At 65.4% G+C, this 19,408-nt stretch carries 22 protein-coding genes; 13 read left to right on the top strand and 9 right to left on the bottom strand.

Features of this window, described 5'->3' with window-relative positions:
• Nucleotides 1-29 precede the first annotated feature (29 nt).
• The 9 genes from VH88_RS14590 (at nucleotide 30) to ligD (ending at nucleotide 9,669) form a co-directional block, all read left to right on the top strand.
• Nucleotides 30-866 (top strand): LD-carboxypeptidase, encoded by an 837-nt coding sequence (locus tag VH88_RS14590; RefSeq protein ID WP_017504421.1) that lies wholly within the window; start codon nucleotides 30-32, stop codon nucleotides 864-866.
• Between the two features lie 265 nt (nucleotides 867-1,131).
• The gene (gene dnaG, locus VH88_RS14595) at nucleotides 1,132-3,009 is read left to right on the top strand and encodes a DNA primase (RefSeq protein WP_017504422.1); all 1,878 of its coding nucleotides are present in this window, start codon (nucleotides 1,132-1,134) and stop codon (nucleotides 3,007-3,009) included.
• 42 nt (nucleotides 3,010-3,051) lie between these two features.
• A complete protein-coding gene (locus VH88_RS14600; protein WP_017504423.1) occupies nucleotides 3,052-3,297 on the top strand; it encodes a hypothetical protein in 246 nt (81 codons plus the stop codon).
• 154 nt (nucleotides 3,298-3,451) lie between these two features.
• On the top strand, nucleotides 3,452-3,700 hold the full coding sequence (locus VH88_RS16320; protein WP_369796295.1) for a PIN domain-containing protein: 249 nt from the start codon (nucleotides 3,452-3,454) through the stop codon (nucleotides 3,698-3,700).
• On the top strand, nucleotides 3,697-4,023 hold the full coding sequence (locus VH88_RS14610) for a hypothetical protein (protein ID WP_038293555.1): 327 nt from the start codon (nucleotides 3,697-3,699) through the stop codon (nucleotides 4,021-4,023). The genes VH88_RS16320 and VH88_RS14610 overlap by 4 nt, the downstream gene beginning before the upstream one ends.
• A 74-nt stretch (nucleotides 4,024-4,097) precedes the next feature.
• A complete protein-coding gene (gene rpoD, locus VH88_RS14615) occupies nucleotides 4,098-6,044 on the top strand; it encodes an RNA polymerase sigma factor RpoD (protein ID WP_045811892.1) in 1,947 nt (648 codons plus the stop codon).
• Nucleotides 6,045-6,093: 49 nt separating this feature from the next.
• Complete coding sequence (locus VH88_RS15840; protein ID WP_082064531.1) at nucleotides 6,094-6,273, top strand: DUF2256 domain-containing protein; 180 nt, start codon at nucleotides 6,094-6,096, stop codon at nucleotides 6,271-6,273.
• A gap of 56 nt (nucleotides 6,274-6,329) precedes the next feature.
• Nucleotides 6,330-7,073, top strand: coding sequence for an extensin family protein (locus VH88_RS14620; RefSeq protein ID WP_045811893.1), 744 nt, complete (start codon nucleotides 6,330-6,332; stop codon nucleotides 7,071-7,073).
• 34 nt (nucleotides 7,074-7,107) lie between these two features.
• Nucleotides 7,108-9,669, top strand: coding sequence for a DNA ligase D (gene ligD / locus VH88_RS14625; protein WP_045811894.1), 2,562 nt, complete (start codon nucleotides 7,108-7,110; stop codon nucleotides 9,667-9,669).
• Here ligD and VH88_RS14630 read toward each other — a convergent pair.
• The 5 genes from VH88_RS14630 to VH88_RS14650 form a co-directional block, all read right to left on the bottom strand.
• Nucleotides 9,666-10,547, bottom strand: a complete 882-nt coding sequence (locus tag VH88_RS14630; RefSeq protein WP_045811895.1) for a Ku protein — start codon at nucleotides 10,545-10,547, stop codon at nucleotides 9,666-9,668. The genes ligD and VH88_RS14630 overlap by 4 nt on opposite strands.
• A gap of 69 nt (nucleotides 10,548-10,616) precedes the next feature.
• On the bottom strand, nucleotides 10,617-10,970 hold the full coding sequence (locus VH88_RS14635) for a DUF1428 domain-containing protein (RefSeq protein ID WP_045811896.1): 354 nt from the start codon (nucleotides 10,968-10,970) through the stop codon (nucleotides 10,617-10,619).
• A 22-nt stretch (nucleotides 10,971-10,992) separates the two neighbouring features.
• The gene (locus tag VH88_RS14640; protein ID WP_045811897.1) at nucleotides 10,993-11,475 is read right to left on the bottom strand and encodes a VOC family protein; all 483 of its coding nucleotides are present in this window, start codon (nucleotides 11,473-11,475) and stop codon (nucleotides 10,993-10,995) included.
• Nucleotides 11,472-11,933: an SRPBCC family protein gene (locus tag VH88_RS14645; RefSeq protein WP_082064532.1), complete on the bottom strand. Its 462-nt coding sequence runs from the start codon at nucleotides 11,931-11,933 to the stop codon at nucleotides 11,472-11,474. The genes VH88_RS14640 and VH88_RS14645 overlap by 4 nt, the downstream gene beginning before the upstream one ends.
• A complete protein-coding gene (locus VH88_RS14650; protein WP_045811899.1) occupies nucleotides 11,933-12,376 on the bottom strand; it encodes a VOC family protein in 444 nt (147 codons plus the stop codon). Before VH88_RS14650 ends, VH88_RS14645 begins: the two co-directional genes overlap by 1 nt.
• Nucleotides 12,377-12,434: 58 nt before the next feature.
• Here VH88_RS14650 and VH88_RS14655 point away from each other — a divergent pair, with 58 nt between their 5' ends.
• The gene (locus VH88_RS14655; protein WP_045811900.1) at nucleotides 12,435-13,118 is read left to right on the top strand and encodes a helix-turn-helix domain-containing protein; all 684 of its coding nucleotides are present in this window, start codon (nucleotides 12,435-12,437) and stop codon (nucleotides 13,116-13,118) included.
• Nucleotides 13,119-13,122: 4 nt separating this feature from the next.
• Here the strand turns inward: VH88_RS14655 and VH88_RS14660 are convergent, their stop codons facing one another.
• On the bottom strand, nucleotides 13,123-13,332 hold the full coding sequence (locus tag VH88_RS14660) for a flagellar basal body rod C-terminal domain-containing protein (protein WP_045811901.1): 210 nt from the start codon (nucleotides 13,330-13,332) through the stop codon (nucleotides 13,123-13,125).
• Nucleotides 13,333-13,538: 206 nt separating this feature from the next.
• Between VH88_RS14660 and VH88_RS14665 the strand changes: the two genes are divergently transcribed.
• The 3 genes from VH88_RS14665 to VH88_RS14675 all read left to right on the top strand — a co-directional run bounded on the left by VH88_RS14665 (nucleotide 13,539) and on the right by VH88_RS14675 (nucleotide 16,783).
• Nucleotides 13,539-15,437 (top strand): DEAD/DEAH box helicase, encoded by a 1,899-nt coding sequence (locus VH88_RS14665; RefSeq protein WP_045811902.1) that lies wholly within the window; start codon nucleotides 13,539-13,541, stop codon nucleotides 15,435-15,437.
• 47 nt (nucleotides 15,438-15,484) lie between these two features.
• Nucleotides 15,485-15,808: an Mpo1-like protein gene (locus tag VH88_RS14670; RefSeq protein ID WP_026108600.1), complete on the top strand. Its 324-nt coding sequence runs from the start codon at nucleotides 15,485-15,487 to the stop codon at nucleotides 15,806-15,808.
• An 84-nt stretch (nucleotides 15,809-15,892) separates the two neighbouring features.
• The gene (locus VH88_RS14675) at nucleotides 15,893-16,783 is read left to right on the top strand and encodes a hypothetical protein (protein WP_045811903.1); all 891 of its coding nucleotides are present in this window, start codon (nucleotides 15,893-15,895) and stop codon (nucleotides 16,781-16,783) included.
• Nucleotides 16,784-16,857: 74 nt separating this feature from the next.
• Here VH88_RS14675 and VH88_RS14680 read toward each other — a convergent pair whose 3' ends face one another.
• From VH88_RS14680 to dusA, 3 genes are all read right to left on the bottom strand, one after another.
• Nucleotides 16,858-17,415 (bottom strand): 3D domain-containing protein, encoded by a 558-nt coding sequence (locus VH88_RS14680; RefSeq protein ID WP_039244236.1) that lies wholly within the window; start codon nucleotides 17,413-17,415, stop codon nucleotides 16,858-16,860.
• Nucleotides 17,416-17,601: 186 nt separating this feature from the next.
• Complete coding sequence (locus VH88_RS14685; protein ID WP_045811904.1) at nucleotides 17,602-18,270, bottom strand: membrane protein; 669 nt, start codon at nucleotides 18,268-18,270, stop codon at nucleotides 17,602-17,604.
• 61 nt (nucleotides 18,271-18,331) lie between these two features.
• On the bottom strand, nucleotides 18,332-19,363 hold the full coding sequence (gene dusA / locus VH88_RS14690; RefSeq protein WP_045811905.1) for a tRNA dihydrouridine(20/20a) synthase DusA: 1,032 nt from the start codon (nucleotides 19,361-19,363) through the stop codon (nucleotides 18,332-18,334).
• Nucleotides 19,364-19,408: the final 45 nt, after the last annotated feature.

Below are 19,408 nucleotides of genomic sequence, written 5' to 3' on the forward strand. Positions count from 1 at the left end.
GGATCGCAAAAACGACGAAGAAGACGGACGTGGAAACCAACAGCTTCAAGATCGGCGTCGTTTGCGCCAGTTCGCGCTTTTCGAAAGAGCGCGCCGAGACGATCGAGGCCTGGATGGCGCACAACCATCCCGACCGCGATGTCGCCGTCGTCTTCCATCCCGCCTGTTTCCTGAAGCACGGTCATTTCGCCGGCGACGACCGGGCGCGCGCGGACGCCTTCGTGGAGTTCGCCAACGATCCCCGCATCGACGCCATCTGGTTTGCCCGCGGCGGATACGGCTCGTGCCGCATCGCCGATGCGGTGATCCCGCGCTTGGACGCGGTCGCCCGCAAGAAGCGCTACATGGGATATTCCGACGCCGGCAGCCTGTTGGCCGGAATGTACAAGGCCGGATTCCAGCATCTGGCGCACGGACCGATGTCTTCGGATTCGGTGCGCGACGACGCGACTGCGCGCGGCGCCCTGTCCTGGCTGACCACGGGACGCACCGACTGGATCGAGCCGTCGCTGGCGACCGATCCGCGCCCGGCCGTCGCCTTTAACCTGACCATTCTGAACGAACTGACCGGCACGCCGCTTGAGCCCGATCTATCCGACCACGTCCTGATGTTGGAGGAGGTGTCCGAGGCCGCCTACCGGATCGACCGAATGATGTTTCACTTGACCAACCAGGCCAGCATCCGTCGCGTGGCCGGGATTCGCCTGGGACGGGTCTCTGACATCACGCCAAACGATCCCGACTTTGGTCAGACTCCGGAGGAAATCGTTCGATACTGGTGCCTGCGTTCGGGCATACCGTTTCTGGGCAGCGCCGATATCGGGCATGACGCCGCCAACAAGGTCGTCCCCTTCGGTCGCCCGTAAGGCGAACGACGCGCGACGAAAAGGACACAGTCTCGCCTCTATTCGCTAAGGCGAGGCCGCCCGCCTCTCGACAGAACGCCGGTCCTGACCTCAGATGCCGGTCCGCGAGGCGTTAGGACTTCGTTAGCCAAGGCGTTGGGGGACGCTGCGGTTTGCGCCTACTGCGATGCGGCGGTTCGTTCGGATATCGGGGGATGCCCGGACGAGCCGCCTGATCGTCTTCCCATCCATCGACGTTGAGGGCCGCAGGGCTTAAGGATCGCGGGTGCGTTTCGACGAGAGATTCATTGATGAACTGAAGGCCCGCCTTCGGCCGTCCGACGTGATCGGGCGGACGGTGAAGCTGAAACGTCAGGGTCGCGAATATGTCGGTCTGTCGCCCTTCTCGAAGGAGAAGTCGCCGTCCTTCTTCGTCAATGACGACAAGGGCTTCTTCCACGACTTCTCGTCCGGCAAGCATGGCGACATTATTTCCTTCCTGCAGGAAACAGAGCGGCTCAGCTTCGTCGAGGCGGTGCAGCGCCTGGCCGGCGAGGCGGGGATGCAGCTTCCCGCCGAAGACCCCAAGGAGGCCGAGCGCGAGCAGAAGCGCGCAGGTCTGTCGGACTGGATGGACCTGGCCCAGAAATGGTTCGCCGCCAATCTGCGCCGCACGCCGGGCAAGGCAGCGCGCGAATACCTGGACAAGCGCGGTCTGCCCGAGGATCAGTGGGAGCGGTTCGGCCTGGGCTATGCGCCCAACGACCGCGAGGGGCTGAAGCAGGCCTTGGTGCAGCGCGGCGCCAAGCCCGCCGAACTGGTCGAGGCCGGGCTGCTGATCTCGCCCGAAAGCGGCGGCCAGCCCTATGATCGCTTCCGCGACCGGCTGATGTTCCCGATCCTGGATGCGCGCGGCCGGATCGTCAGCTTCGGCGGTCGGGCCATGAACCCCGACGACCGGGCCAAATATTTGAACGGCCCGGAAAGCCCGCTCTTTCACAAGGGCGCGACCCTCTACGGCCTGCCCGAGGCGCGGCGCATCTTGGGGGCGGAATCCAAGAACGACCAGGCCATCATCGTGGTCGAAGGCTATATGGACGTCATCGCCTGCCAGCGCGCGGGCCTGCCGGCCGTGGCGCCGATGGGCACGGCCCTGACCGAGGAGCAGATGGCTTTGCTATGGCGGGTCAGTTCGGAACCTATCCTCTGCTTTGACGGCGACCCGGCAGGCCAGAGAGCCGCTTTCCGTGCCGTCGAACGCGCCTTGCCGCTCTTGAAACCAGAACGCAGCTTTCGGTTTGTGACGCTGACCGGCGGGCAAGATCCAGATGATATGCTGAGGGAGAAAGGTGCGCCGGCGCTGCGTGAAGCGATGAGTGTAACCACTCCGTTTTCGCGAATGCTGCTCGATCGGGAGATGGCCGAGGTTGGGGCTCTCGATACACCCGAGAAAGAGGCGGGGCTTCTGGTTCGGCTACGTAAAGCAGCCGCGACTATCGCCGATCCCGACTTGGCTAGGACCTACAAAGACTTTCTCGTAGGCGCTTTTTATCAGCGGGTTCGCCCCTCACCTGAAGAAAAAAGAGCCGCGAACAAGGTCATTTACAGGGACCGAAAAGCACGTTCGATGGCTCCAATTATGGATGTGACGCCGGAGGCGCGCGCTGCCGCCATCACCTTGGCGCGTGCGCCTCGTCCGGTCTTGGCTGCCATTGTGGAAGGTCTGATCGCTCATCCTGACACGGTCAATGAACGTGGCGAAACATTAGCGACTCAAAGCTTCGGCGACGTCGGCCTTGATCGTTTGGTCAGTGATCTCGTGAGGCTGACCTATGAAGCGCAGGCGATGAGCAATGGCCTGCTGAGGTCACGATTGTTGGCAATGGGACACGAGGAAACCCTCAGGCGGATAGACCGCACTGCCGGAATAGCCCATGCCCCGTTTTTGGACAGCGCCGCATCGCTTGAAGTTGCGGCAGCGGGACTGAGCCGCGCAGTGGATGTTCTGCTTCAGTCCATGGCGCTCAGTCGAGCGATGAATGAAATGAAGTCCGAGGAAAGCTTTGATAGCCAGGCGTTCATTGGTTTGAAGGGACAACGTGACGCCTTGGACCGCTTCATATCCAGCGGCGAAATCTGGACAGATACGGCCACCCTGCACTGACAAGTCGTTGGGTGTTGACGTGGTATAGGTTAGGATCAAACTATGGATGGTTCTCAACCTGTCAGGATCACGCGAGACGGCGACCATCAGGTCGTCCATCTGCCCAGCGGCGTGTCAGTCCCAACCGACGCGGTGGTTCGTCAGGAAGGCGGGCGGTTGATCATCGAACAAGCCGGGACTGGCTTGGGATCGGTTGAACGACTGCTGGCAGTGCTGGCGACGATGGAGCCGATCGACGAGCGTCTCGACCCGATCGATGATCCGCTACCTGAGCCGGTCGATCTTTGAGCGGATATATGCTGGACACCAACGCGGTGTCGGACCTGATGTATGATCCGCTAGGTCCAGTCGGGCAGCGTATGGCTATGGTCGGCTCAGGCGAAATCTGCGTCAGCCTGATTGCGGTCGCTAGTTGAGGTTTGGTGTCGCCAAGTCTGGCTCGGTGCGCTTGGCCGCTCAGTTGGACAGGGTGCTGTCCGGCTTGGCCGTCAAGGCATGGGATGCGCCTGCCGATCATGTTTACGGCGATATCCGCACCGATTTACACAAGCGTGGCCAGCCTATCGGCGGCAATGATCTGCTGATCGCCGCGCATGCCTTGGCACTCGACTGCATCCTCGTCACCGACAATGAGCGCGAGTTCTCGCGCGTGCCCGGCCTGCGGGTTGAAAACTGGTTGCGGAGCGATTGAACCTCGCGCCGCTTGACTCCGCCGCCCTGCGACGCCATCTGGCGCAATCGGGTCATGATGCCTTAGTGCGCGAGGTCGAGAAGGCGGCGGCAAAGTCCGGCGCGCCATTCCTGGCCGCAAATGCGCCCCTCGCCGAGGCAAGGGTCCGATGGTCGCAGGCGTTCGACGCTTCAACCCGCGTAGCGGCGTTGGAGGACGCCTTGGCTCATGCACGTGATGTGCCTGGGCAGGATGAGGCGTTCCGCCGGCTGAAGGCCGAGCGGGATGCGCTTCGCCGTGCGATCAAAGCCGGGACGATTTGGGAAGACAGCGCGGGCACGTAACCTTACGGCACGCCAAGCATTGTATTTTTCGCCGGGGCGGACTGATCACCCTCTCGGCTGGAGACAGACTGACTATGAACGCACAGACCGAGACGCAGGACACCGAGGTTTCGACCGATGGGCCCCTGCTCGATCTGACGGACGCCGGCGTCAAGAAGTTCATCAAGCAGGCCAAGGCGCGCGGCTATGTGACGATGGAGGAGCTGAACAAGGTCCTGCCGTCCGAAGAAGTCACGCCCGACGCCATTGAAGACACCCTGGCGATGCTGTCCGAAATGGGCGTCAACGTCGTGGAGGCCGAGGAGGACGCGCAGGAGCAGCAGTCCACCGACGTCGCCGCCGCCGCCGGCACCGCCGTGGCCGAAACGCCCGCCAAGTCGGCCTATGACCGCACCGACGACCCCGTGCGCATGTATCTGCGCGAGATGGGTTCGGTCGAACTGCTGAGCCGCGAGGGCGAAATCGCCATCGCCAAGCGGATCGAGGCCGGCCGCGACGCCATGATCTCGGGTCTGTGCGAAAGCGCCCTGACCTTCGAGGCCATTATGGTCTGGCGCGACGAGCTGGAAAACAACCGCATCCTGTTGCGCGAGGTCATCGACCTGGACGCCACCTATGGCGTGCTGAACCCTTCGTCCCTGCCGGGCGCCGCCCAGCCTGAAGGCGAAGAGGAAGACGAGGCCGAGGACAAGCCGGCCGCCGAAGACAAGCCTGAATCTGACGACGAAGACGACGACGACTTCGACGACGGCGGCGGCATGTCGATCTCGGCGCTGGAAGCCGAGCTGCGCGACGGGGTGATGGAGGTTCTGAACGCCATCGCCGCCGATTTCGGCGCCTTCCGCCAGCTGCAGGACAAGCTGGTACAGACCCGTCTGAAGGGCGAGGTGCTGAGCGCCAAGGATGAAAAGGCCTATCAGGCGCTGACGACGTCCATCTCGGATCGTCTGAAGACCATGAAGCTGAACAACAACCGTATCGAGGCGCTGGTCGAGCAGCTCTATGCGATCAACAAGCGCCTGATCGGTCTGGAAGGCCGTCTTCTGCGCCTGGCCGACAGCTACGGCATTTCGCGGCCCGAGTTCCTCAAGGCCTACTTCGGCTCCGAGCTCGACCCCACCTGGACCGACCGGATCAAGGATCAGGGCGTGCGCTGGACCAAGTTCAGCGAGAACGAAGCCAGCCAGATCGCGACCATCCGTTCCGACGTCGCCGCCGTGGCGCTGGAAGCCGGTCTGCCGATCGACGACTATCGCCGCATCGTCCAGACGGTGCAGAAGGGCGAACGCGAAGCGCGTCAGGCCAAGAAGGAAATGGTCGAGGCCAACCTGCGCCTCGTGATCTCCATCGCCAAGAAATACACCAACCGCGGCCTGCAGTTCCTAGATCTGATCCAGGAGGGCAACATCGGCCTGATGAAGGCGGTCGATAAGTTCGAGTATCGTCGCGGCTACAAGTTCTCGACCTACGCCACATGGTGGATCCGTCAGGCGATCACCCGCTCGATCGCCGACCAGGCGCGCACCATCCGCATTCCGGTGCACATGATCGAGACGATCAACAAGATCGTTCGCACCAGCCGCCAGATGCTGCACGAGATCGGCCGCGAGCCGACCCCGGAAGAGCTGGCGGAAAAGCTGGCCATGCCGCTGGAGAAGGTGCGCAAGGTCCTGAAGATCGCCAAGGAGCCGATCTCGCTGGAAACCCCGATCGGGGACGAGGAAGACAGCCACCTGGGTGACTTCATCGAGGACAAGAACGCCGTCCTGCCGATCGACGCGGCCATCCAGTCGAACCTGCGCGAGACCACGACCCGCGTGCTGGCGTCGCTGACGCCGCGCGAGGAGCGGGTCCTGCGGATGCGGTTCGGCATCGGCATGAACACGGACCACACGCTGGAAGAAGTCGGCCAGCAGTTCTCGGTGACCCGCGAACGCATCCGTCAGATCGAGGCCAAGGCGCTGCGCAAGCTGAAGCACCCGTCGCGGTCGCGCAAACTGCGATCCTTCCTGGACAGCTGATACGATCAAGGGCGGCCCTGACGGGCCGCCCTTTTTCTTGGCAGGCGACATGGCCCGAAAACACGTCAATCTCGGTACGGCGCCGGCCAAGTCCGACCTGCCGCAAAAGCGCTGCGCCGCCTGCGGCCTGTCTTTCGCTTGGCGAAAAAAGTGGGCGCGGGACTGGGATCAGGTGCGGTTCTGCTCGGATCGTTGCCGGGCAAATGGCGCGTCCGAAGAGCGCCGATAGACGGCTCTCCGCCTCGTGACCACGGCGGCGGCGGGAATCAGCTAAGCGTCGCGACCATGCACTCCGTGTCGCGCGTCTCTCACATTCTCATCGGCCTTGGCGTCCTGCTGATCCTCAGCGGCTGCGTGCGGCGTCCCCCTGAGCCGCTGCGGCCGACATCGCCCTATCCGTCACGCACCGAGGCGCCGCTGGTCGGGGGGCTGGTGGATCGGATGATCGACGGCGGGACCCAGGCGCTGGTCGTGCGCGAAGGCGGCGATCTGGGCCGGTGCCTGGCCGAGTTGAACGCCGCGCGCGTGCGGTTCAGCCCCGTCCCGGATCGCCAGAACACCGCGACCTGCGGGCTGAGCAAGGGCGGGGTGCTGGGCGCCGACCTGGGGACGGTGGCGCGCATGGCGCCGGGCGATGTGGAGATGACCTGCCAGACCGCGCTGGCGCTGAGCATCTGGCGTCGTCAGTCGCTCGAGCCGGCGGCGCGAGAAATCCTGGGCTCGGACGTCGTGCAGATCGATCACATGGGGGCCTACGCCTGTCGCAACGTGAACAACGGTGTGGGCTCGAACCGCATCAGCGCCCATTCCCAGGCGGCGGCGCTGGACTTCGCCGGGGTGCGGCTGAGGGACGGGCGGCGCATCACCGTGACCAAGGACTGGAGCGGCGACACGCCCGAAGCGCGCTTTCTGAAGCGTATCCGCGACGACGCCTGCCGCATCTTCGGCACGACGCTCAGCCCCGACTACAACGCCGTCCACTACGACCACCTGCACCTCGAGGCGACCGACACGCGCTTCTGTCGCTGAGGCAACGCTTTGGCGCGGGGCGGATTACGCCCCTATGCGCGGTGAACTGAAGACCTATCAGGCCAAGCGCCGGTTCGGCGAGACGCCCGAGCCGAAGGGCGCCAAGGCCAGGCGCGCCAAGGGCGGCTTTCGCTATCTGATCCAGCGCCACGCGGCGACGCGTCTGCACTACGATTTCCGCATCGAGGCGGACGGGGTGCTGAAATCCTGGGCCGTGACCAAAGCGCCGTCGCGCGACACGGCGGTCAAGCGGCTGGCGGTCGAGGTCGAGGATCATCCGCTGGATTACGGGTCGTTCGAGGGGACGATTCCCGATGGCAACTACGGCGCCGGCACGGTGCAGATGTGGGACGTCGGCACCTGGGAGCCGCAGGAGCCGGACCTGGAGGCGGCCTGGGCCAAGGGTCAGATCAAGATGATCCTTCACGGCGAGCGGCTGAAGGGCAAATGGGCTCTGATCCGGTTGAAGCGCGATCGGGGCAAGCCCTCCAAACGCAACAACTGGCTGCTGCTGAAGGAGAAGGACGACTTCGCCGTGGCTGGAGAGGGCGATGCGCTCGCCGAAATCGACGCCTCGGTGACGACCGGCCGGTCGCTGGCCGAGATCGCGGATGGGACAAAGGAATGGACGGCGTCCAAGCCGACCGGGCGTAAAGGTCCGGCCAAGCCCAAACCCTCCAAAGCGGCGGCGAAGACCAAGAAGCCGCCGGCCTTCGTGCCGATCCAGCTGTGCAAGGTGACCGACCATCCGCCAGGTGGAACGGGCTGGGCGCACGAGATCAAGTTCGACGGCTATCGCATCCAGATCGGGGTCGGCGGCGGTCGGGCGGTCTTGCGGACGCGCAAGGGTCTGGACTGGAGCGACGAGTTTCCCGACCTCGCAGCGGATGCGGCGACCTGGCCCGACGCGGTGATCGACGGCGAGCTGTGCGCGCTGGATGACGATCACATGCCGGACTTCGGGGCGTTGCAGGCCGCCATTTCGGACGAGAAGACGGAAGGCCTGGTCTATTTCGCCTTCGACCTGTTGTTCGAGGGGGCGGAGGATCTGCGCAAACTGCCGCTGTCGCATCGCAAGGCGCGGCTGCAGGCCTATGTGAACCGGATCGGAAAGGCGGCCGCCGGGCGACTGCGCTACGTCGAGCATTTCGCCTCGACCGGCCAGGCGGTGCTGGAGAGCGCCTGCCGCATGGATCTGGAAGGGGTGATCTCCAAGAAACTGGACGCCCCCTATCATGCCGGGCGGTCGTCGACCTGGCTGAAGTCCAAATGCCGGGGGCGCGACGAAGTGGTGATCGGCGGCTGGTCGTCCGAGGGCGGGACGCGGTTCCGCTCTCTCCTGGTCGGGGTCAGGGAAAAGGGCAGCCTTCGCTATCTGGGCCGGGTCGGCACGGGCTATGGCGAGGCGGTAACGAAGACCCTTGTTCCGGCGCTTAAGGGCGTGGCGGCGGATAAATCCCCCTTTGCCGGGGCGGGCGCGCCCAAGGCGGCCAAGGACATCCATTGGGTCAAACCGGTGCTGGTCGCCGAGGTTGAGCACGGCGGCTATACCGAATCCGGATCGTTGCGGCAGGCGGCGTTCAAGGGGTTGCGCGAAGACAAGACAGCCGCCGAGGTCACCCAGGCGCCGCAAACGCCCACGGACATGGGCGAAGCCAAGAAGACCACGATGACGGTGCGACCGGCCGGAAAGCCCGGCAAGGTGGTCGTGGCGGGCGTGACCATCTCCAGCCCCGACAAGGTGCTGTGGCCCGCCGTGGGCGATCGGCCGGCGATCACCAAGGCCGATCTGGCGCGCTACTACGAGGCGGCGGCCGAGCGGATACTGCCCCATGTGACGGACCGGCCGACCTCGATCATCCGGGCGCCCGAGGGCATCGGGGGCGAGACCTTCTTCCAGCGTCATGCCATGGCAGGGTCAAACCCGCGACTGAAGCTGATCGACGTCAAGGCCCGCACCCCTTATGTCGCCGCCGTCGATGTCGGCGGCCTGGTCGCCATCGCCCAGTCGGGCGGGCTGGAATTGCACCCCTGGGGCTGTGCGCCCGGCCAGCCGGAAATCCCCGAGCAGATCACCTTCGACCTGGATCCGGACGAGGGGCTGGACTTCGCCGACGTCATTGCCGCGTCCAAGGTCGTGAAGGCGAAGATCGAGGCGCTGGGTCTGGCCGCCTTCGTCAAGACGACCGGGGGGAAGGGTTTGCACGTCGTCGTGCCGATCAAGACTGACGCCCGCTCGCGCGTGACCTGGGATCAGAACAAGGCCTTCGCCAAGGCGATGGCCGAGGCCATCCGCGCCGAGGCGCCAGACCGGTTCACCACGACCCTGGCCAAGAAGGCGCGGGGAGGAAAGATCTTCATCGACTATCTGCGCAACGGGCGGATGGCGACGGCGGTCGCGCCCTGGTCGCCGCGCGCACGGCCGGGGGCGGGGATCGCCTTCCCGCTGTCGTGGGGGCAGGTGAAGGCCGGGCTGGACCCCGCCGCATTCAACCTCTGGACCTATCCGACCTTGCTCAAGAAGCCCGATCCGTGGGCTGATTTCCGCGCCTCGGCGGTCAGCTTGAAATCGGCTCTGAAAAAGATGGGCGTCTAGGCCGCTGTCTTCTTCTTTGCCGCGGACTTCCTGGGCGCCGCCTTCTTTGCCGGGGCCCTCTTTGCAGGGGCCTTCTTGGCGGCCGGCGTCTTCGTCCCCGCCGCCGATCCTTTCAGGCTGTTCCGCAATGCGGCCATCAGGTCGATAACATTGGTGTCGTCGGGTTCGGCGACATCGACCACGCCCTTGCCACCCTTGGACTTGGCCTTGATCATCGCGCGCAGGGCGTCGTCGTAGCCGTCCTTGAAATCGGTCGGATCGAAGTCCGCCTCCTTCTGACCGATGATGCGCGCGGCGATCTCGACCATGTCGGGATCGGCCTTCACTGTCGGAATGTCGTCGAAGTAGTCGTCGGAATCGCGCACCTCGTCATGGGCGCGCAGGGTGTAGGCGATCAGCCCCTTGCCCCGCACCTCCAGCGCCAGCTGACGCTCCTTGCCGCGTAGGACCAACTGGCCCAAGGCCACCTTTCCCTGTTTCTTCATGGCGTCGCGAATGACGGCGAAGGCTTCGACGCCCGCGCCTTTTTCCGGGACCACGAAGAAGGGATCGTCCCAATACAGCCGGTCGATGTCGGCCTCGTCGACGAACTTGTCGATCGAGATGGTCTTGGTGCTTTCCAGCTTCACTTTGTCGAAGTCAGCGTCGTCGAACAGGACGTATTCGTCCTTGGACACCTCATAGCCGCGCACCAGATCGCTGCGCTCGACCGGCCCGGCGTCCGGATCGGTCGGCACCATGCGGATGCGATTGTTGGTGTCGGGATTGATCAGGTGAAACCGCACGTCGTTCGTGCTGGTCGTCGCCGTGTAGATGGCCACCGGACAGGTGACCAGCGACAGCTTCAGATGTCCTTGCCAGGTGGGGCGGGCGGCCATGTCGGTTCTCCTCGATCCCTGACAATGCGTCAGGGCGATTTGCGTTCGAACCGGGCCGCCGCCGGGGGATCAGGCCTTGCCTTCGAAGGCGACGCTGAACCCGCCCCACATCATGCGTTTGCCGTCGAAGGGCATGTCCATGTTCGCAAAGTCGGGGTCGTCCTGCATCTTGCCAAAACAGGCGTCGGCGGTGGCGCGGTCGGGCCAGGTGACCCAGGAGAAGACGACGACCTCGCCTTCCTGCAGCTTCACCGCCATGGGAAAGCTGGTCAGTTCGCCGTCCGGCACGTCCTCGCCCCAGGTCTCGACCTGCGACAGGGCGCCGTATTTCTGAAACAGGGGCCAGGACGCCTCGGCGGACTTCACGTAGCGCGCCTTGTCCTCGGTTTTTACGGGGGTCAAAAAGCCGGTCACATAGGTCATCGGTCGTCTCATCTTTCTGGATTCAAAGGTCGGCGACGGCGCGGTTCAGCGCCGCGATGTCGATCTTGATCATGCCCATCATGGCCTGCATGGCGGCCTTGGCGCGCGCGGGGTTCGGATCGGTGGTCAGTTCCATCAGGCGACGGGGCGTGATCTGCCACGACAGGCCCCAGCGATCCTTCAGCCAGCCGCAGGCGTTTTCGCTGCCGCCATCGGCGAGCAGGGCGTCCCACAGCCGGTCCGTCTCGGCCTGATCCTCGGTCATCACCATGAAGGAGACGGCCTCGGTGAAGCGAAAGTTCGGGCCGCCGTTCAGCGCCAGATACTGATGACCCGCCAGCACGAACTGCACCGTCAGCACCGATCCTTCAGGGCCGGAGGGCGTATCGACCGGCGAACGGTTGACGGCCGTGATGCGGCTGTCGGGCAGCAGGCTGACGTAGAAGGCGGTCGCGGCCTCGGCGTCGCCGTCGAACCACAGGCAGGGAATGATCTTGTCGGTCATGTCGCATCGCCTTCCGCCAACGCCGCCAGTTGATCGGCGACCGCGCCCCAGCCCTGTTCGAAGCCCATGGCCTTGTGGGCCTCGGCGGCTTTTTCGTCCCAATGCCGGGCGGTGGCGGTGTAGCGGGTTCCACCGGCCTCGGGCTCGAAGGTGTCAATGCGCACGAAGTTCATGTCGCCGGCCTGCGGAACCCAGCCCTCGGTGAAGGCGCCGGTCGAGACCAGTTTGCGGCCCGGATCCACCTCCAGAAACACGCCGGAATAGGGATGCCGCTCGCCCTCGGGCGAAGCCATTTCGACATTGGCCCGCCCGCCGATGCGCAGGTCCCAATCCACGACCGGCGTGGTCCACGGGCGGGGGCAGAACCACTCGCCGGTGCGCTCAGTGTAGATCTTCCACACCGTTTCCGGCGAGGCCTTGATCAGCCGGCTGATGCTCAGTTCGCGGATGTCGGCCATCACGACACCATGGCGTCGGCGGCGAAGGCTTCGGGACCGGCGGCGACGGCGGCCGGGTCCATCCACATGACTTCCCAGATATGGCCATCCGGATCGGCATAGCTGCGCCCGTACATGAAGCCGTAGTCCTGGGTCGCATTGGGATCGATCTCGCCGCCGGCGGCGCCCGCCTGGGCCACGACGGCGTCGACCGCCTCGCGGCTGTCGCGTGACAGGCACAGCAGAACCTGGGCCGAGGCGTGGGCGTCGGGGATCGCCCGATTGGTAAAGGTGCGCCATTTGTCGTGGGTCAGCAGCATGACGTGGATCACGTCCGACACCACCATGCAGGCGGCCGTGTCGTCGCTGAACATGGGGTTCCTGGTCGCGCCGACGGCCTCATAGAAGGCGATCGATCGGGGCAGGTCGGCGACCGGCAGGTTGATGAAAATCAGCTGAGCCACGGCGTTTCCTCTCCTTGTTATTTGCGAAACCTGACTCCGATGATTACGATAGTCAACTATGAAGTTAGAAAAGATAACCGATAGGGCTGGTCGTCGATATCACGACGCCTGCGGCGCCGCGCACGGGCTGGACCTGATTGGCGAGCGCTGGGCCCTGCTGGTGATCCGCGAACTGATGATGGGCCCGCGCCGGTTCGGTGATCTGAAAAAGGATCTGCACGGCATTTCCGCGAACGTGCTGACCCAGCGACTGGAGGGGCTGGAGGCTTCGGGCATCGTCACCCGCCGCAAACTGCCGCCGCCCGCCTCTGTCCAGGTTTATGAGCTGACGCCCTGGGGATACGAGATCAAGCCGGTCTTCATGGTGCTGGGCGGCTGGGCCGCGCGCTCGCCTAGCCACGACCCGACCCTGCCGATCAGCGCGGTGTCGATCATGCAGTCGTTCGAGACGATGTTCGATCCGGCCCTGGCCGGAGACGCCGCGATGACCGTCGGTTTCGTCTTCGGCGAAGAACCTTTCGTCGTTCAGATCGAAAAGGGGACGATCACGACCCGCCGCGGCCCCACGGACGCCGCCGACGTCGTCCTGACGACCCAACCGCCGCTGGTCGCCGCCTGCGTCTACGGCAAGGTCCCGCCCGCCGCCTTCGAGGCCGACGGCCTGATGACCCTGACCGGCGACCGTGCCGTGTTCGACCGCTTCGTCGGCTTCTTCAACCTGCCGGAGAAGGCGCCGGTCTGAGGTTTCAGGCCAGCATGTCCAGCAGGGTTCCGGTCATGTCGTCGGCGGTGCGCAGAACGGCGGCGTTGGCGCTGAAGGCGGTCTTAGCCTGGATCCGCTCCACGGTTTCCTCGGCGAGATTGTCCAGCGGCGCGTTGGCGGTGCGGCGCGCGCTGTTGTCGAACCGGTTCTGCGCGGTCGTCATTCCGGCGGCGGCGATAGATAGCGCTTGCATGGCGAAGCTCCGGACGCGGTGGGTTCGATCGCCAGACTGCGTCTTTCCCGTCAACGTCGCCTGAAGGAACAGGGTGAACGGCGTTTTCCGCCCCGCTTGCGCCCTTATTGATGTATAGAGCGCCATCATTCGCCCGGCCTGAGGTCTGACCTCGGCCGGGCGCGGTCGTTTCGGCGACCGCCCTTGTCCGTTGTCCCAGGTTTCCTATGCCCTTTCCCGCCGTCCATCCCGCGCTCGATCGCGCCCTGATCAACAAGGGCTACGCCGAACCCACTCCGGTTCAGGCCGCCGTGCTGGAGGCGGAGCATGCGGATCGCGACCTGCTGGTTTCGGCCCAGACGGGGTCGGGCAAGACCGTCGCCTTTGGTCTGGCCGCTGCGCCGACCCTGCTCGGCGACAAGCCGATCTTCGGTCCGGGCGGCGCGCCCCTGTGTCTGGCCATCGCGCCCACGCGGGAACTGGCCATGCAGGTCGCGGCCGAGCTGCAATGGCTGTATGCCGACGCCGGCGCCAAGATCGCCACCTGCGTCGGCGGCATGGATGCGCGTCGCGAAGCCCGCGCGCTGGGCTTCGGCGTCCACATCGTCGTCGGCACGCCCGGCCGCCTGAAGGACCACATCGACCGGGGCAATCTGGACCTGTCCGAGCTGAAGGTCGCCGTCCTCGATGAGGCCGACGAGATGCTGGACATGGGCTTCCGCGAGGACCTGGAGCATATCCTGGACCAGGCGCCAGCCGAACGCCGCACCCTGCTGTTCTCGGCGACCATCGCGCGCGACATCGCCACCCTGGCCAAACGCTATCAGAAGGACGCGGTCCGCATCGACGCGACCGACAAGACGCGCCAGCACGCCGACATCGAATACCGCGCCTACCGCATTGCGCCCAACGAGATCGAGCACGCGGTGGTCAACACCCTGCGCTGGTTCGAGGCGCCGCGCGCCATGGTCTTCTGCTCGACCCGCGACAGCGTGCGTCACCTGCAGTCGTCGCTGCTGGAGCGCGGCTTCTCTTCCGTCAGTCTGTCGGGCGAAATGGGTCAGCGCGAGCGCACCGACGCGCTCCAGTCGCTGCGTGACGGCCGCGCCCGCGTCTGCGTCGCCACGGACGTCGCCGCGCGCGGTCTGGACCTGCCGGACCTGGGTCTGGTCATTCACGCCGAATTGCCGATGAACCGCGCCGGCCTGCTGCACCGTTCGGGCCGCACGGGCCGGGCGGGCAAGAAGGGCATCTCGGTCATGCTGGTTCCGCATTCGCGCCGTCGCAAGGCCGAGCGGCTGATGGACGAGGCCGGCATCGACGCCGTCTGGACCGGCGCCCCGACCTTCGACGAGATCCGCAAGGCCGACGAGGACCGTCTGCTGTCTCCGTCGCACTTCGAGGCCGACGTCTCCGACGAGGACATGGTCGTCGCCAAGCGGATGATCGCCGAACGCACGCCCGACGAGATCGCCGCCGCCCTGGTGCGGCTGCTGCGCAAGGAACAGCCTGCGCCGGAAGAACTGTCCGATCCGGGTTCGGATCGCGGTCCGGCCAAGCGCGACCGCATGGTCCGCAACGATGACGGCACGGCGGCCCAACCCTGGCCAGGCGAGCGCCTGGGCGCTGACGACGTGGTCTGGTTCCGTCTGGACGTGGGCCGCAACAAGAACGCCGACCCGAAATGGCTGATCCCGCTGATCTGCCGCATCGGCGGCATTTCCAAGCCCCAGATCGGCGCCATCCGCACCTTCCCCGAAGAGACGCGCTTCGAGGTGGCCAAGACCCACGAGAAGGCTTTCCGCGAAGCCGTGGCCGCCTCCAAGGACGAGGTGAAGATCACCCCGTCGGAAGCCCCGACGCCCGGCTCGATGAAGGCCAGCCGCTTCGCCGGCAAGCCGCGCGAGGATGGCGACCGTCCCTTCAAGAAGACGCCCTACAAGCGCGCCGACGGCGGCGGGGAAGACGCCCGCCCGCCGTTTAAGAAGAAGCCCTGGGCGCCGAAGAACGATGGGGGCGCCAACCCGCGCTCGAACGCCTCGGGCGACAAGCCCTATGCTAAGAAACCCTTCAAGGCCAAGCCGGGCTTTAAGAAGGACGGCTTCAAGGGCAAGCCGAAGGGCTGATCTTGCGGGCACTTGCCTGATCGCGGGCGGAGGCGCACCCTCCGCCCATGAGCACGCCGTCCGCACCTGAGGGCCGTTACGCCTCGTTCGAGGCCTTCTATCCCTATTACATCCACGAGCATTCAAACCGGACCTGTCGGCGCATCCACGTCGTCGGCACCTTTCTGGTGATCTCGGCCTTCGTCGCCTTCGTGGCGACGCGGAACGCCTGGTGGCTGCTGGCCATGCCGCTGCTGGGCTACGGCTTTGCCTGGGTCGGGCATTTCTTCTTCGAAAAGAACCGGCCCGCGACGTTCAAATATCCTTTGTGGAGCCTGATGGGCGACTTCCGCCTGTTCTTCGAGACGGTGACGGGCAAGCGCCGCTTCTAAGGCCAGCATTTCAAGCTGCACGGTTCGGCGAAACGGATTAACCTCCGCCTGCGGCATGGCGCCGCTGCTGCTGGAGGGAGCAACATGAAATCCATCGCCGTCATCGCCGCTGCGTCCGTGCTGCTCGCCCCTGGCGTCAGCCTGGCGCAGAAGAGCGGGGCCAAGCCCGACTTCACCCTGGACCCCAACTACGGTTCGGTGCGGCTGGAGACCGGTTTCACGCCCGATCCCTGGACCAAGTCCATCCTCGCGGGCGGTTCGATCGCCGCCTCGGCCGCGCAGTCGGGCTGCGAGGGTAAGGTCAGCGCCGCGCCCGACCTGCAACTGAACTTCGAAGCCGGCGATCTGGACCTGACCATCAAGGCGGTCGCCAGCGAGGACACCACGCTGCTGGTCAACAGCCCTGGCGGCCGCTGGTATTGCGACGACGACAGCGGCGGCGACCTGGATCCGATGGTGACCATCTCCAACCCCGAGAGCGGTCGCTACGACATCTGGCTGGGCACCTACAACGACAACATGGTCCAGTCGACGCTGCAGATCAGCGAACTGGGCGGCACGGACACGACGGCGGGCGCGGCGCCCAACATCGATCTTGAGCCCAACTACGGCACGGCCAATCTGCGCGGCGGCTTCACGCCCGACCCCTGGACCAAGTCGATCCTGGCCGGCGGCTCCTCGCCCGCCTCGGCCGCCAAGGCGGGCTGCGAGGGTTCGGTCAGCTCGGCCCCGGACATCCAGATCTTCTTCGAGCCAGGCGACGCCGACCTGACGTTCCGCGTGCGCGCATCGGAAGACACGACCCTGCTGATCAATACGCCCAACGGCCGCTTCTACTGCGACGACGACGGCGCGGGCGGCGTCGATCCGAAGGTGACGATCACCAACCCGCAGAGCGGCCGCTACGACATCTGGGTCGGCACCTATAACGGCTCGATGGTTCAGTCGACGCTGGAAGTGTCCGAACTGGACTGATCGGCGCAAGGCTTCAGACACGAAAACGCCGGCTGACCTTTGCGGTCAGCCGGCGTTTTTCATGATCGGCCGGATCAGTTGGAAGCCGTGGTCCAGGCCGGCGGGCAGCCGTCGAAATCGCCGGCGTCCACGATGGTCAGGGTGCGCATGTTCAGGCGCTGCGCCTGGTTCATCGAGCCGCGACCGGTGCCGGTGTAAAGGTCGATCTTCTGGCCCTTGATCGCGCCGCCGGTGTCGGAGGCGTACCAGTAGCCGTCGTGGATCGAACCGTCGGCCAGGCGCATACCGACCGTTTCGCGGATGAACAGCTTGGTGCGGCGCGGGATCACGCGAGGATCGACCGCGACGGTGCGCATGGCGATCGGACGGCAACCCAGCGAATCGTTGCCCGTCGCGCCGCCGCCGCCTGCGTGATAGAGGCGCGCCGACGCGCGCCAGTCCGGATCGGAGGCCATCAGCTCGGCCTGTTCGGCGTTCAGAGCGGTCTCGACTTCATCGGAACCGACGATGGCTGCAGGGGTTTCAGTCCTGACTTGATCCGCCGCTACGACGTCATTGTAGGGGACAGGCCCGCTCGTCACAGACGATACGGCAGCCCAAAGCATGGCGATAGCAGCGGAGGCGCCGATCATGAGTTTGGCTCAGGAGACACCGGCTCCCAACGCCGCCGGCGCTGGCCTTGTCGCGTTAACCTGTGGCGAGAAAGTGGCGAAACCCGCCTTGGCGCTGTCTGTTACGATTTGTTTCTAGGTTAATGCCTTGTTTTTCATAACCTATTTATCCCCCGTCCGCGCGTTTGGGGACGATGCCCCTGCGGGTCAAAACTTGAAGTTCAGCCCCGCCTGAAGCACCGGCAGGACCTTATAATCATCGGCCTCGGCCTGAATTTCACGCTCTTCCTGATCCAGACGCGAGCGGAAGGTAGGATCGTTCGACAAGGTCCCGCCGCGGGCGTCCAGATTTACTTGCGGCGCATCGCCAAAGGCCGCGCCGGCCAGAAGGCGGAAGCCCAGCCTGCCGCCGCGCGTGAAGGTGTTGTCATAGCCCAAGCCGACGAACGGCGCAGTGCTCTCCAGGTCGATGCGGCCGGTCAATGTCCCGACCTGGGCCGGTGTGAAGGTCGCGCCGCCGACATTGACGTTTCCGGTGGGCGTCGCATCCAGATCGACCTTGCGATCGCCGAAATAGGCCCCGCCCGAGATCAGAAAGCCGTTGCGGAACGGATGCAGGTCCACAAAGGCGCCCGGCGACTTGAAGTCGATCTTGGCGTCGTAATCGATGCCCTTGTAGGTCTGGTCCCGATCCCATTTCAGCACGTCATAGCCGCCGCGCAGCACCACGACCGGGCTGAGCGCAAACTGGGCCTGAAGGCCGGCGCCCGGCGTGCCGACCTGGGCGCCGATGGCGAAACGGCCGTCGGCCTGCGCCAGGGCCGAAGTGGCGGGCAGGGCGGTCGCGATGACGGCGGCGATCAGCAGGGTCTTCATGGCGTACAGGTCCGAAACGGAAGGGTTCTCTTAACCTTGCCGGCCAGCTTTGAAGATTGGGTTACGCCGCCCAGTCGCCGGACGCCGTGTCGCGCCTCGCCTCGGCCTCACGCACGGCCTCCACAGCGCGGTCCAGCACCTCCAGCCCGGCGCCGGGCTTGATGGCCTCGACCGTCAGAATGCGACGGAACGCCCGCGCGCCCGGCCGGCCGTGCATCAGGCCCAGCATATGCCGCGCCATGGCGGGCAGGGCGACGCCCTCCTCCAGACGCGCGGCCATATAGGGCCGATAGCGCTCCAGCGCGGCGAAGGCGTCGGTATCCTCGACCGGTTCGCCATACAGGCGACGATCCGCCTGCCCCAGAATGGCCGGCTCATGATAGGCGGCGCGGCCCAGCATGGCCCCGTCCAGCTTGACGCCGTCGACCTCGGCCAGATGCGCCTCGGCCGCGTCCATCGAGGCGATGCCGCCATTGATCGAGATGTTCAGATGCGGCCGCTCGCGCTTCAGCCGGCGCACCAGATCATAGTCCAGCGGCGGCACGTCGCGGTTCTCCTTGGGCGACAGACCCTTCAGCCAGGCCTTGCGCGCATGGACGACGAAGACCTCGATCCCGACGGCGGCGCAGGCGTCCACCGTGGCGAACAGGCTGACGACCGGATCCTGATCGTCCACGCCGATGCGGCATTTGACGGTCGCCGGCACGCTGACGGCCCCCTTGATCGCCGCCATACAGTCGGCCACCAACTCGGGCTCGCGCATCAGACAGGCGCCGAACCGACCCGACTGCACCCGGTCCGAGGGGCAGCCGACGTTCAGATTGATCTCGTCATAGCCGAACGCCTCGCCGACCTTGGCGGCCTCGGCCAGCTGGGCCGGATCCGACCCGCCCAGCTGCAAGGCCACCGGATGCTCCAGAGCATCGAATCCCAGCAGCCGCTCGCGATCCCCATGCAACACCGCCGGCGCCGTCACCATCTCGGTGTAAAGCAGCGCCTTGTTCGTCAGCGCCCTGTGGAACGCCCGGCAATGCCGATCGGTCCAGTCCATCATCGGGGCGATGGACAGCGTGCGGGAGGCGTTCAGGGGCATGGGTTGCGGCTTGACCGACGATGCAGGGGCGACTGCGGGTGCCCA

Source organism: Brevundimonas sp. KM4, from assembly GCF_000964075.1.
GTDB lineage: Bacteria > Pseudomonadota > Alphaproteobacteria > Caulobacterales > Caulobacteraceae > Brevundimonas > Brevundimonas huaxiensis.

Coding starts and splice junctions, on each gene's coding strand:
- VH88_RS14600 (WP_017504423.1), top strand. CDS start 3,052: ATGGATGGTTCTCAACCTGTCAGGATCACGCGAGACGGCGACCATCAG.
- rpoD (WP_045811892.1), top strand. CDS start 4,098: ATGAACGCACAGACCGAGACGCAGGACACCGAGGTTTCGACCGATGGG.
- VH88_RS15840 (WP_082064531.1), top strand. CDS start 6,094: ATGGCCCGAAAACACGTCAATCTCGGTACGGCGCCGGCCAAGTCCGAC.
- VH88_RS14620 (WP_045811893.1), top strand. CDS start 6,330: ATGCACTCCGTGTCGCGCGTCTCTCACATTCTCATCGGCCTTGGCGTC.
- ligD (WP_045811894.1), top strand. CDS start 7,108: ATGCGCGGTGAACTGAAGACCTATCAGGCCAAGCGCCGGTTCGGCGAG.
- VH88_RS14630 (WP_045811895.1), bottom strand. CDS start 10,547: ATGGCCGCCCGCCCCACCTGGCAAGGACATCTGAAGCTGTCGCTGGTC.
- VH88_RS14635 (WP_045811896.1), bottom strand. CDS start 10,970: ATGACCTATGTGACCGGCTTTTTGACCCCCGTAAAAACCGAGGACAAG.
- VH88_RS14640 (WP_045811897.1), bottom strand. CDS start 11,475: ATGACCGACAAGATCATTCCCTGCCTGTGGTTCGACGGCGACGCCGAG.
- VH88_RS14645 (WP_082064532.1), bottom strand. CDS start 11,933: ATGGCCGACATCCGCGAACTGAGCATCAGCCGGCTGATCAAGGCCTCG.
- VH88_RS14655 (WP_045811900.1), top strand. CDS start 12,435: ATGAAGTTAGAAAAGATAACCGATAGGGCTGGTCGTCGATATCACGAC.
- VH88_RS14660 (WP_045811901.1), bottom strand. CDS start 13,332: ATGCAAGCGCTATCTATCGCCGCCGCCGGAATGACGACCGCGCAGAAC.
- VH88_RS14665 (WP_045811902.1), top strand. CDS start 13,539: ATGCCCTTTCCCGCCGTCCATCCCGCGCTCGATCGCGCCCTGATCAAC.
- VH88_RS14670 (WP_026108600.1), top strand. CDS start 15,485: ATGAGCACGCCGTCCGCACCTGAGGGCCGTTACGCCTCGTTCGAGGCC.
- VH88_RS14675 (WP_045811903.1), top strand. CDS start 15,893: ATGAAATCCATCGCCGTCATCGCCGCTGCGTCCGTGCTGCTCGCCCCT.
- VH88_RS14680 (WP_039244236.1), bottom strand. CDS start 17,415: ATGATCGGCGCCTCCGCTGCTATCGCCATGCTTTGGGCTGCCGTATCG.
- VH88_RS14685 (WP_045811904.1), bottom strand. CDS start 18,270: ATGAAGACCCTGCTGATCGCCGCCGTCATCGCGACCGCCCTGCCCGCC.
- dusA (WP_045811905.1), bottom strand. CDS start 19,363: ATGCCCCTGAACGCCTCCCGCACGCTGTCCATCGCCCCGATGATGGAC.